This window comes from Opitutales bacterium, assembly GCA_013215165.1.
GTDB lineage: Bacteria > Verrucomicrobiota > Verrucomicrobiia > Opitutales > JABSRG01 > JABSRG01.
Genome location: JABSRG010000019.1, coordinates 23497 through 35550, shown reverse-complemented (window position 1 = coordinate 35550; position 12054 = coordinate 23497). Strand labels below are relative to the sequence as shown.

At 50.9% G+C, this 12054-nt stretch carries 13 protein-coding genes; 4 read left to right on the top strand and 9 right to left on the bottom strand.

The features are described 5' to 3' along the window. Nucleotides 1–291: a hypothetical protein gene (locus HRU10_05780; GenBank protein NRA26744.1), complete on the top strand. Its 291-nt coding sequence runs from the start codon at nucleotides 1–3 to the stop codon at nucleotides 289–291. 47 nt (nucleotides 292–338) lie between these two features. On the opposite strand, the gene HRU10_05775 is transcribed toward HRU10_05780, so the two are convergent. The 8 genes from HRU10_05775 to proC form a co-directional block, all read right to left on the bottom strand. Then, complete coding sequence (locus HRU10_05775; protein ID NRA26743.1) at nucleotides 339–914, bottom strand: nucleotidyltransferase family protein; 576 nt, start codon at nucleotides 912–914, stop codon at nucleotides 339–341. 26 nt (nucleotides 915–940) lie between these two features. Then, on the bottom strand, nucleotides 941–1891 hold the full coding sequence (locus tag HRU10_05770; GenBank protein ID NRA26742.1) for an XdhC family protein: 951 nt from the start codon (nucleotides 1889–1891) through the stop codon (nucleotides 941–943). 6 nt (nucleotides 1892–1897) lie between these two features. Beyond that, the gene (locus HRU10_05765; GenBank protein ID NRA26741.1) at nucleotides 1898–2518 is read right to left on the bottom strand and encodes a glycosyltransferase; all 621 of its coding nucleotides are present in this window, start codon (nucleotides 2516–2518) and stop codon (nucleotides 1898–1900) included. 72 nt (nucleotides 2519–2590) lie between these two features. Beyond that, nucleotides 2591–3775, bottom strand: a complete 1185-nt coding sequence (locus HRU10_05760; GenBank protein ID NRA26740.1) for a class I SAM-dependent rRNA methyltransferase — start codon at nucleotides 3773–3775, stop codon at nucleotides 2591–2593. Beyond that, a complete protein-coding gene (locus tag HRU10_05755; protein ID NRA26739.1) occupies nucleotides 3768–4889 on the bottom strand; it encodes a YjgP/YjgQ family permease in 1122 nt (373 codons plus the stop codon). The genes HRU10_05760 and HRU10_05755 overlap by 8 nt, the downstream gene beginning before the upstream one ends. Continuing rightward, a complete protein-coding gene (locus HRU10_05750) occupies nucleotides 4886–5530 on the bottom strand; it encodes a CPBP family intramembrane metalloprotease (GenBank protein NRA26738.1) in 645 nt (214 codons plus the stop codon). Before HRU10_05750 ends, HRU10_05755 begins: the two co-directional genes overlap by 4 nt. A gap of 90 nt (nucleotides 5531–5620) precedes the next feature. Beyond that, on the bottom strand, nucleotides 5621–6091 hold the full coding sequence (locus HRU10_05745; protein ID NRA26737.1) for a transcription elongation factor GreAB: 471 nt from the start codon (nucleotides 6089–6091) through the stop codon (nucleotides 5621–5623). Next, nucleotides 6084–6887 (bottom strand): pyrroline-5-carboxylate reductase, encoded by an 804-nt coding sequence (gene proC, locus HRU10_05740; protein ID NRA26736.1) that lies wholly within the window; start codon nucleotides 6885–6887, stop codon nucleotides 6084–6086. Before proC ends, HRU10_05745 begins: the two co-directional genes overlap by 8 nt. Nucleotides 6888–7020: 133 nt before the next feature. On the opposite strand from proC, the gene HRU10_05735 reads away from it, so the two are divergent. The 3 genes from HRU10_05735 (at nucleotide 7021) to HRU10_05725 (ending at nucleotide 10116) form a co-directional block, all read left to right on the top strand. Further along, nucleotides 7021–7617, top strand: coding sequence for a nicotinamide mononucleotide transporter (locus HRU10_05735; protein ID NRA26735.1), 597 nt, complete (start codon nucleotides 7021–7023; stop codon nucleotides 7615–7617). Between the two features lie 85 nt (nucleotides 7618–7702). Beyond that, complete coding sequence (locus HRU10_05730; GenBank protein NRA26734.1) at nucleotides 7703–8599, top strand: methyltransferase domain-containing protein; 897 nt, start codon at nucleotides 7703–7705, stop codon at nucleotides 8597–8599. Nucleotides 8600–8928: 329 nt separating this feature from the next. After that, nucleotides 8929–10116, top strand: coding sequence for a hypothetical protein (locus tag HRU10_05725; GenBank protein NRA26733.1), 1188 nt, complete (start codon nucleotides 8929–8931; stop codon nucleotides 10114–10116). A gap of 49 nt (nucleotides 10117–10165) precedes the next feature. Here HRU10_05725 and pepF read toward each other — a convergent pair whose 3' ends face one another. Further along, on the bottom strand, nucleotides 10166–12049 hold the full coding sequence (gene pepF, locus HRU10_05720) for an oligoendopeptidase F (GenBank protein NRA26732.1): 1884 nt from the start codon (nucleotides 12047–12049) through the stop codon (nucleotides 10166–10168). Nucleotides 12050–12054 lie beyond the last annotated feature (5 nt).

Genomic DNA, 12054 nt, shown 5'->3' with positions numbered 1-12054 from the left:
ATGGAGAGTTTTCTCAATGGCCGGCAGACGGTTGCTAAAGTGATCGCTGGAAAGGGAAACGAAAATGTTCCTACTCAAAGCCTAGAACAATGGACAGTTCCCGAACCTGGCTCAGCAAATCCGGGTGACAAAAATTCTGGGGAAGCGCACATTGTAGCTGGAGGAGAAGGTCAACCCAAAGTCGAATTGGTCATGGTCGACGGCGAGGTGAAAAAGATTCAGGTTACCTGTACGTGCGGCGAGGTAATCCACCTGGAATGCCAATATAAAGGAGCCGGACAGATTAAGTAGATGAAGTGAAGAGCTACTTAATATAGTGTTTCTGAACAGGTTTTACCTCAAATAATGGAGGCATGGGCTATCCCTAATGCCCGTCGATAGGATGCTTCGTTATCTATATCTTCAAAAGGGGTAGAGTCATCAAAACGGATCTTTATGATATCGTTGGAATGCTCTTCGATTATCCTTTTTCCGCCTTGGTCATAGCGGAGAGACTTGAAGGACTCTAGGTAGTCTGATGCAAAAAAAATTGGGTGTCGTGGACCTTCAGAAGTAACTGGCATAACAATACGTTGAAGTTTGGCTTTTTGGACGATAATCCGCACAATTTCTTTAGTGAGTAAGGGTAAATCTGCCAAACAGATCACCACGCCATCTAGCCCGCTGGGAAAGCTTGCGACCCCGAGAGCGATAGAGCTGCCTTTACCTTCCTCTGGATGTGGGTTTAGCACACAATTTTCCACACCAATGATAGGTTCAATGAGATGGGATAACGCTCTAGGTATAGGAGGAAGAACGCATCTCACAGAACTCCAAGTGTGGGCCAAAATTAGTGTCTCAAAGACATGTTCGATTACTGTCGTTCCCCCGTGCTGACTTGGCCATGGGCGTAGCAATTTGTGTGTTCCAGTCATCCTGGAAGACTGGCCAGCGGCAAGGACTAAGAGACCGATTTCCACTTGGGCCCTCCATTACGAACTGAGATTATTTCAGCTAGGATGCTGACTGCAATTTCCGCAGGGGTGCGGGCACCGATATCGACTCCTACCGGACCATGGATCCGTTTGATATCTTCTAGGCTAAATCCTTGTGCACAGAGGCGTTGTTTCCGCTTCTGTTGAGTCGTGTGACTGCCGAGAGCTCCGATATACGCAGCCTCAGATTTCAACAAAATCGTGATCGCTGGGTCATCTATTTTTGGGTCATGCGTGAGTAAAATTGCATAGTCTGCGCTTCCGAATTGTTTGGCCTGTAAGACATCTTGAGGCCATGCACGATGAATCGCGTGAGGCTTTACGGCAAAGTGTCCTGACTCAGTAAAACTATCCCGCGGATCGATTACGGTGACATGCCAGCCTGTCTGTCGTGCCAACGCGCACAGATGCCCGGCTATATGACCACCGCCGATAATGTGCAGACGGGGTGGGGGCTTGAAATGGAGCAAGTAATGGGTAGCACTGAGCTCTCGATCCCCATTTTCGGCAGCTATTCTAAAGTCACCACTGCGCGGGATCCAGCATGTGGCCTCTTGCCATAGATTTGCCTCGTCCAACCATGCTTTCAAAATTGGCGAACTCTGGTCCCAGATTGAAACCAAGATATCGATTGACCCTCCACAGGAGAGCCCGATCGTCCAAGGATCGAGTTCATCCGCTTTGCCGAAGGAAAGTATCTTTGGTTCATGAGTCATGAGCACCTCATTTGCTGCTTCAATAACCTTTGCCTCTACACAGCCGGCGCTGATGCTTCCGACGGCCGCACCGTCTTGTGCGATGGCCATAAGAGCGCCCTTTTCTCGAGGTGATGACCCTGTGACCCGAGTGACCACGGCGATGGCAAAGGGTTTTCCGTTATCACACCATTCTGACAGGGTGGGTAAAATGTCGTGCACGGTTGTTTACGCGCCAGAGGGTATTACCATTTGTCCTCGAAGCAATTCGTAGTCTTCAATTGTATCGACGTCGCTAAAGGCACGGGTCGTTCCTACGCTCAACCCTGTTTGGCCAGCTGCTTCGAGAGTCTGCTCCATTACGTATTCAGTACTCCATTCGATCCGATTAAATAGATCAGGCTGCGGCTGGTTCATGCCAATCATGACGTAGCCGCCGTCCGTTGCTGGGGAGAGACACACATCAAAAATATCGAGTTTTCGGAATGCTTCCGCATAAAGCTCCCGGTCTAAGGTGGGGCAATCTCCGCCGACGCAGAGTACTTTACTGAAACCCCGATCAAAAAGCATGTTCACGGTGTTATCGATTCGCTTACCGAGATCACCTTCCACCTGAGCAAAGGCAGGGAAATCAGGAGTGAGCCATTGATTGAACTCTTCGGTCTTATCTGCCGGGGCTACACTGAGCAAACGTTGCCAGGGCCCCTCGGCATTCTCCCAAGAAGTCTCCACCATCCAGCGATAAATCATCATCGCATGTTCGGATCCCACAGCGGCCGCTAAACGCGTCTTCACCTTTCCAGGTTCAGGGAATTTTAGAAAGAAGACTATGGCATGAGTCTCGTTCATAGAGGGGGACTTTTGGAGGACAGGGTAAATTTCCCAAGATTTCAAGGCAGTATTGAGTGGTCGCTAAATCAACTAAATTCGCTGGAGAATAAAACCTTTCAAATATTGGCTTTCAGGAAAGTTTAGGAGGATCGGGTGATCTGCAGGCTGTCCCGCGACTTCGAGAACGCGTATAGAACGTCGCGCGTCAGCAGCAGCTTCGGAGATGGTTCTAAGGAAGTCGCTTTGGCTAACATGGTGTGAACAGCAGTAGGTCGCCAAAATGCCACCGGGCTCCAGGGATTGAATAGCGCGTAGGTTGAGTTCTTTATAGCCTTTCAGGGCGCCATTAACTGCTTTTCGATTACGCGCAAAGCTGGGTGGATCTAAGATGATAACGTCCCAGCTGTCTCCTTTATGTTCGCTAAAGTAGTCAAAGGCATTTGCTGTGACTGTTTCAATGGGGAGGCCATTGTTTTCGGCATTTTTTCGTGTGGCGGTAATGCACGCTTCCGAGATGTCGACAGCCCGGGCTTCGGTGGCACCCGCTTGAGCGCAGTGCATTGCAAAGGCTCCTTGATTACAGCACATATCAAGCACACGTTTGCCCGAAGCCAATACCCCAACTCTTTTATGTTGTGGACGTTGATCCAGATAAAATCCTGTCTTTTGTCCGTCCTGAAGATCGAGGAGATATTGAAAGCCATCGATCTCATACCACGCCGGTTCTAGGGGTCTGCCAGAATAGGTACGGACAAACTTATCTACGCCTTCGTGGCTGCGAATGGGAGCGTCGCAACGAAAGACGATTTCTTTCAAGCCGAGTAACTCGTTCAAGATAGCAGCCACGATATCGAGTCGTGCATCCATGGCAGCGGTGACTGACTGGATTACAGCTACATCACCAAAGCGATCAATAATGAGGCCTGGAAGAAAGTCTGCATCTGACCAGACGAGTCGGCAGAATGTCTCTTCACTTCGAAGATCGATTGACTTTGCAAGAGCTCTTTGAAGCTCTTGAGCGCCTAATGTGGACTCTGTTTTATGCGAGGAGTAGCGCCTCCAGATGATGTTGGATTTTGGATTGACCAAGCCATATCCAATGAATCGATCGCGACTGTCGTGCAGGGCACAACTTTGACCTGCCTGAAGCGTGCTCGGTGGGGCCTCTAACTCGTTAGCGTATACCCAAGGATGGCCTTGTGAAGCTGCATGGCGTTGGCGGCCCTTCAGTTTGAGTTTGTGGCCAGGGCTCTGGAGAAGTTCGGAATTAGACACGTCGGATATTTAAGAAAAGGGCCACCAAGGCCATGAGTCCGTGAGGTGCCCACGCAGAGTGTTGGGCAGTCATGACCTCACGTGCGCCCAAAACCGTGAATGCGTTGATAAGCATATAATAAAAGAAAAAGACAAAGATCGCTTGAGAGACACCCACCATCGGATTGGTCCGTATCCCGCGCAGTGCAAAAGGGATAGCCAGTCCGATTACCACTAAGATCATGACCGGTGACACCCAGACTTGCTGCATGCGTGCACGGAACGGTGCCAGTGCGGGGCTGCTCTTCAGTTCTTCAGTGGCGAGAAGACGCCGCAACGCCTTAAAGGAAAGATCCTTTGGACGGCGACTCAGTGCGAGCATGGTCTCCGGATCTTCTCTGAAATTTTGGGGAATCCATGTGTCAAACGTCTCGATGCGCATGCCGGACGTTTCTCCGCGCTCACCGTAATACAGCGTACTCCCGTCTATGAAGGTCCACGTTTTGGTGCTATCGTCAAAAAACGCCTCGCGTGCTTCGGTGTGCGCAATCAACTGGCGTTCTGTATTCGTTAAGTAAATATGAGCTCCTTGAGCGGTATAAGAACGCGTATTAAACTGGTCAAAAAACCAAAGGCGACCGCCGAGTTCATTCGCAAAGGCTAGCTGATCGACTGTTCCTATGTCCTGAGGCTTGTCCCCGGCGGATTCCGCAGCGCGGAACTCTATATTACGCAAAAGAAGGTTGGCCGCATCGACAGAAGATGGAATCACCCAGCCGTTGAGTAGGAAAAGGCCCCCAGCACACAAAATACCCGCAGCCCAGAGTGACCGAGTGATTTTAAAAGTCCTCACCCCCGCCGCGCGCAAAGCGACAATTTCTCTCTTTGAATGCATCTGGATGAGTATCAAAAGCGAAGAGACAAGGACTGCGGCTGGCATGAGTATCGGCACCCAATGTGGCATGATCCAGAGGAAGTAGAGCATACCTTCTCGAAAGGATGCTCCATAATTCACAAGATCCCACAAATCGTCATACATCCGTTCCATGAGTAGGAGAAGGCTGACTACTCCGAATGTAATAAGGAACGCCCTTAGCCAACGGCTGAAGATGTAGCGGTCATACAACCGAATCACAGCCAACCCTCCACAAAGCCCTGGCTGGCTTTAACCACATACACCCCGAGATTGCTGACTGCGTGAGCGATGAAGCAGGGTAGCAGCGAACGCTCGGGGTTCTGAGGTAGGAAGCGCACAGCGTAAAACCAAAAGCTATTAAGTAAAACGAGAGTGAAGCTAAACCAGCCTTTAAGGCTGAGATTCAGTTCAAGGGACGCTTTCCAAAACTCCCAGCTCTCGGCATCCTCTGGGATGGTGTAGCTCCAAAGGAAATCGTGCAGTAGGCCGAAAATGAGGGAGAACCCAAAAATGCTCGCGACTAGGGCAGCACGCCCTCGGTTGCGGACCACAAGAAAGCCACGAAAAATTACCTCCTCATAAATCGCTGCCGCAAGCATCGGAATAATGAAGAGGATTGTGATCGTCTTCTGCTCGGAGGCGATCCCTAGGGCGATCTCACCGCCAGTTTCGACGGCAAGTATGATCAAAGCTCCCATAGCACCGATGACGCAGGCGGCGAGGGTAGAAGGTGTGGCACCGGGTATCGGATTGGTCTCTGGGCTACCCGCGCGCTGAGCGGCAAGATCTGCTTGCCAGAGATAAAGCAGATAGCCAGCGATTCCGGCTGGTAGGAGCAGATTAATCAGCGCATCCATCATCGTTTAGGCATCGTAGATTACCAGAAATTGCAATCCCGTAAGGGCGAGTAGCTTTTCACATAATAGATCGGTGGTAATGACCAGAGCCGATCAGCTCCAATCAGTGATCCGAGCTTGCGACCCATTGGGAAAAACTACCGCCCCCCCGGTGTGCTTACCCATCATCTGACGGCCTAAGGGGGATTGAGGAGTTAAGGCATCGATCGCCTTGCCTCCATACTCTAGCTCGTGTCCACCCCCTACTGGCACAAGAAAATAATAGCCGATTTCGCCATTTATATCGAGGGTGACCAAGCTGCCCTCACTGATATGCATGGTAGCTGAGGTGCCTTGATTTTTTAACGTGTGTAGCCGGGCAATAGCGTCGCGGAGTTCGCGTGCGTGGTTGGCTTGGCCTTGTGCGAGGTAAGACGCTTCCAGGCCCTGTGTATCCCATTTGCTGGTGGCTTTTGCCTCCTCATGTGTAGCATATTCTGAAGCTTCACGGGCCGCGCCTTCGTTCTGTGAGAGTTCCCCTTCAATGGCCTCGATGAGTTGCTCGAGCAGATCTGATTTATTCATCACCTCTAGAGAGTGCACGTGAGCGATTTGCGGCAGCTTGGACAGCGACTTTGATAGTTTGGGCAGTCTTCTGTTCTGCAAATACCTTCAGGGCAGCTTCGGTGGTGCCGCCTTTGGACACGACTGCGTCGCGTAATGCACCTGGTGACTGTGTGGGCGAGGCCTCCATCAGGGCAGAGGCTCCTGAGAAGGTCGAAAGAACAAGCTCAGTCGATACCCCATGAGACAAGCCTTGGGCTACCCCTGCATCGATCATCGCTTGTGCCCAATCGAAAATGTATGCGACCCCGGATCCACTGATTGCAGTGAGGGCGTCCATATCGGATTCTTGGATTTTCAATGCTTTACCTGATGCAGCCAATAGGGTGGTAATCTGTGCTGCATCCGAGTCGAGAGGCTCAGAAAAGAATGTATACCCGGTAAGGCCCGCTCCAATTTGTGCCGGGGTGTTTGGCATCGCTCGGACAATATTCCGCGCATGGGGGAACTTCTTTGAGAGATCACTCAGGAGTATTCCAGCAAGCACAGAAACGATGAGTTTTCCGCGAGATAACTCAGTGAGTTCATGGGGTAGGTCCACCAATTGAAAAGGCTTATGAGCCAAAACCCAGACATCGCAATCATCCGCGAGCTCAAGTGTGGTAGGGTAATATCGAATACCCGTGCGTTCGCTGAGCGTGCGTGCTGTCGCACCCGAGCCGCTGGAGCAGCCCAGGTTAGCGCTAGAAGAAGCATCTTGGGAGAGGAGGCCCATGATCATTGCCTCTGCCATGCGCCCAGCTCCGATAAATCCCATTTTCGACATGAATCAGGAGTAAAGTGCTCAAAGTCGATTTGTCCATGCATGAGAGGGCGTCCTGACATCAAAGGGCTCGTGCCTATAACCAGCCTTGCATTGATGCACTGTCAGTCCTCAATTCTAGCTGTAAGTGGAAGACATACTTAGGGAACTATTTATCACCAGCTGGCTGGAGGCTTTGGCCTTTGTGCTGAGCCTACTATATCTCATACTTGCGACGGCTAAGATACGTTTGTGTTGGATCGCGGGAGGGATCGGTAGTGCGATTTATATCTATCTATTTGTCGGAGCAAAATTCTACATGGATGCCTGGCTGAATGCCTACTATGTCGCTATGGCAGTCTATGGCTGGCGGGTTTGGAGTGGAAACGAAGACGAAGAAATCGTCTTTAAGGTGACTTTCTTAAAGTTATGGCAACACCTGTTTGCAATCATCTGCTTGGGTGTGTTGGTGCTGGGCTGTGGGTTTTATTTGGACGGATGGACGGAAGCTGAGATGCCTTACCTCGATTCGTTCACCACACTGTTTGCCTTGTTTGCGACTTTTCTGACGGCTCGGCGCGTTTATGAAAATTGGTTTTATTGGCTCGTCGTCGACGCAGTTGCTGCTTGGATGTACTGGCAAAAGGGCTTGATGTGGACATGCCTGCTCATGATTATTTACGAGTTTCTGATCCTCTATGGCATTTATAGCTGGTGGCGCGCACACAAAGCGGAAAAGAATTGAGGTGTCGCGTTGTGACGGCAGAGCTCTTTTTTGATAGCCAAACGCGCTATCATTAACTTTTTGGGGAGACACGTTTTTAAATTCTATGAAGCCGTTAGAAAAATTACGACGTACTGTCCAAGATATCTCTTTGGCGCTCAAGACCGATGCCTCGGCTTATTATAAGCTCCTCGGCGATGATGTATTGGAGGGTCTGGACGAGGGATTTAATTCTAGGCAAAAAGACTTGTGGCTGAATCTTGGATATTGGAAAGACGCGCACACCTATCCCGAGGCTTGCACAGCCCTCGCCCGAAAGCTTGCAGAATGGGCCCAGTTTGAGGTGGATAGCGTTATACTCGATGCGGGTTTTGGTTACGGTGAGCAAGACTTGCTCTGGGCAAGGGAGTATGATTTCGAAAAGATCTATGGCGTGAATGTGACTCCGCTGCATGTGAAGCATGGCCGCATGCGGATTGCTGCCCACGGCTTGGAGAGCCGGGTAGATCTTCGCCTGGCTTCGGCAACAGAGCTTCCGATAGATGATGCTTCGGTGGATCGAGTTGTAGCTTTGGAGAGTGCATTTCACTTCAACACACGACAGAAGTTCTTGGAAGAGGCATGGCGTGTGTTGAAGCCTGGTGGGCGGCTAGCTGTGGCCGATATGCTACCTCTACCTGGATCGAAGACTAACAGATTGAGACAAAAAATGAAGCGTCGGCGTTTTTCTATACCGGACGCGAATATGTATGACATCGGAGAATACGTGGCCCGGCTTCTACGCTTGGGATTTGATGACGTCGTCAGTGAGTCGATCGCGCATTACGTGTATCCTGGTATGTATGCTTACACCGAGGGTCGTTTCATGATGGGCGAAACAAGAGAGAGTGCCCGCGTGATACTTAGCGAGGAGGATATCGATACGTGTCGCGGCGCGGAGCGTTGGGGGCAATTACTCGGCCTTGATGATTATGTGCTCGTCTCTGCGGTGAAGCCACGTTGACGAGAACGGGGAAACATGCGCTGATAATTTCATCTCAATTTTTTCCTTCCCGAATCGACGTTTGGGGATGAATGCAATTCTCCTTTAAACAAAAGATCTTAGTCTTCGCTGTGTGTGTGGTCGTGCTGACGGCAGGCATCACCTCGGTTCGGAGCTTTTTCGGGATTAAGGAGACGACGATTGAACGTTCGCAGAGTCGGCTGCTTGGGATTGCTCAAGCCGTATCTCGCTGTGTCGATGGAGACAGTCATGCCGCAATCGAAGGCTCGGTTACCGAGGTGACTGCGGGGCACGATGCTTTTCACGCAATACGTGAAGAATTGCGGGCTATGGAAGCGGCTTTTGGATTGCAATCACCACTCTATACAATGCGAAAAACGGATGATTTCGAGGAGAGTGGTGAGGTGGAGTTTGTCGTGATGACTCCCAGCGAACCATTTATTGGAAACCGGTTGCCAGCGCCAGCGCACATGCTCAAAGCGTTCGAGGGAGAGGCAAATGCAAGTGAGCTCTATTCTGATAAACACGGTGACTGGCTTTCGGCAGCTGCTCCCCTCTATGACCGAAAAGGTGAGGTCATTGGGATCGTCCAAGCGGATAAAGAATTGTCGGAGCTGAAGTCATTACTAGCAGCAGAATTTTTAGGATTTTTGATAAATATTGGGATTACCCTGCTCATTGTAGCTTTGTTCGTTTGGCTTGCAGCCGGTTTTTTGCAGAGAAATATTTTGGGCCAGTTTGCCAGGCTGGGCCGAGGGCTTACAAAAAGTTCCGGTGAGCTTTTGGGTTATAGCGTTGAGGTAGCAGACAGCAGTCATCGACTGAACAAAAATTCTAAGGAACAGGTGGATACGTTTGAGCATGCCCGCAAGACGCTGGATGGCTTGCTCGGGCATACGCGAGAAACTACAGGAAATGTAGAGCGCGCTCAGAAGACTTCGGACGATACCCTTCGTGTCGCCGAGATGGGCTCGACAAATATGAACCGCATGTCTGAGGCAATGAACGCGATACGGGAAGCGAGCGACAGTATTGGAAAAATCATCACGACCATTGATGAAATTGCATTCCAGACGAACCTACTCGCTCTCAACGCGGCCGTCGAAGCAGCCCGTGCCGGTGAGGCAGGTCAGGGGTTTGCTGTGGTCGCAGATGAAGTTCGGAGTTTAGCCTTGCGCAGTGCTGCTGCCGCCAAAGAGACGACTGCTAAAATTGAAGACTCGATCGAGAAGAGCCGCCGCGGTGAGGATATGTGTCACGAGGTGCTCAAAGACTTCGAGAGTATTGTAGGGGGGGCGCGCGACACGCGTGATTTGTTGAACCAAATATCCGAGCGTGCTCGGCGGCAGACGGAGGAGATATCCGAGCTAAATACCATGACAAACAATGTTGACGCAAGTGCTCACGAGGGCGCGAGTATTGCCAGGCGTAATACGGATTTGGCTGACAAGCTTAAGCATGCCTCAACCGATCTGCACAAGTCGGTCGAAAAGATGGAGCAGCTTTTGGGAGATTGAGGAAAACGCTTTTCAAGCAGCTGTGGCATTATTCACAACGTGCTGAGATTCAGGAACTCGCTTCGCCTGAATAGCGGATGGGGTCTTTATCCAGAATCGCTTCGATTTGGTCCATGATTTCATCCATCCGTCGGATAAGAGCCCGATAGGGCGCTTCCTGAGTCATATCCAAGCCGGCTTTCATGAAAATATCATGGGGGTAGTCGGAGCCGCCTGCCTTGAGCACTGCGAGATATTTTTCCAAGGCAGCCTCACCTCCGGTCTTGATCTGTTCCACGAAATAAGCGGCTGCAGAGATAGAGGTAGAGTATTGGTAAACGTAGAAGTCGTAATAGAAGTGGGGGATATAGGCCCATTCAACGCAGTAGGCTTCATCGATGTTTAACACTCCCTCGTCGTGTCCATGATAGCGGCGGAGGAGATCGCCGTAAATCTCAGTTAGGCGGTCACCTGTAAGCGGGTGCCCTTGTTCGACCTCTTCATGAATCGCCAGTTCGAATTCGGCGAACATGGTCTGGCGGAAGAAGGTGCCACGGAGTTGCTCGAGGGCATTGCCCAAAATAAAAAGTTTTTCCTCATCGGAATCAGCTTGTTCCAAAAGGAGATCATGGACGAGGAGTTCATTGGCGATAGCGGCTGTCTCTGCAACGAAGGTGGAGTAGCTCGCCTTCTCAAATGGCTGGTTTTCCTTGCTCAGTATTGTGTGGAGTGCGTGACCAATCTCGTGGGCATAGGTGCTCATCGAGTTGTAGTCGTCGTTATGGTTGAGCAACATGTATGGATCCACATCATAAGCGAAACCGGACATATAGGCACCGGAACGTTTACCCTTAGAAGGGTAGACGTGGACATGGCCCGACTGAGAATAGGTGGCCAGCTTAGTGTTGTAATCCTCCCCTAGAATTTGGGTGCTCTCGATACTCAAATCGATCGAGTCTTGATAGCTGAAGCTCATGTCACTGGTCACCAGCTCCGGATAAATGTCGTAGTAACTCAGATCCTCGACTCCAAGCATGCGCCCACGCAGCTTGAAATACCGGTGGAGCGAGGGAAGAGACTCATTGGTTACCTTCACGAGTGAACGGTATACATCCTCAGGTAAATTGTCGTCTGCGAGCGCCCAATCGAGGATGTTTTCGTAATTGCGCATGCGTGACTGGAAGACGTTTGCTTGGACCTCGGAGAGCAGCGTTTGCCCCATAGTGCGCTTATATTTTTGAAATGTTCCCCAGAAGGCATCGAAGACTAGCTTGCGGTCGAGGCGGTTTTGCGCAGCGCGATGTTTGGTATAGCCTGCTTGGTTGAGAAAGGCCTCCGTGCCGTTACTAAGTGTTACTGTTGGCCAGTCTACGTCTGCATTTGCCAAAATACTGTATGTGGACGAAGGCTGGCTAGTCAGTTGGCTGGCGGCGGCCATTACTCGCTCGGCTTCCGGGGTGAGCGTGTGCGCTTCCATACGTAGAGAATTGCGTAGGCTGAAGTCGAATGGCTCGAGTGCAGGTTCATCCGCGATGAAGCCCTCGATAACCTTGCTGCCAATACTTACGATCTCTGGCTCCATCCACGAACTGGCCTGTATGAGGTTGTTGTAGGTGTTCAAGACACGCTGCTTTCTTGCCTGGGGCTCTGATTCGCGGATGTCTTCATCGGCGTTCAGCGCGGCGTAAGCGTAGACGTGAACAAGCTGGCGAAATAGGTTGGATTGCAGCTTCAATGCTGACAACAGGGACTGGGCGCTGTCACCGAGTTTGCCTTCATAATTAGCCAGTGCAGGCATTTCAGTCTCTACCTTGTTTAGCGCGGATTCCCAGTCTTCGACGGTATCGAATAGAGAACTCAGGTCCCAAACGATTTGTTCGGGTTGCGTTTCGTCGGCGAAGAGTGAGCTGATCGCGAGTGACGAGCTGAGTAGGAGGGCGTGGAATAATTTCATGGCAA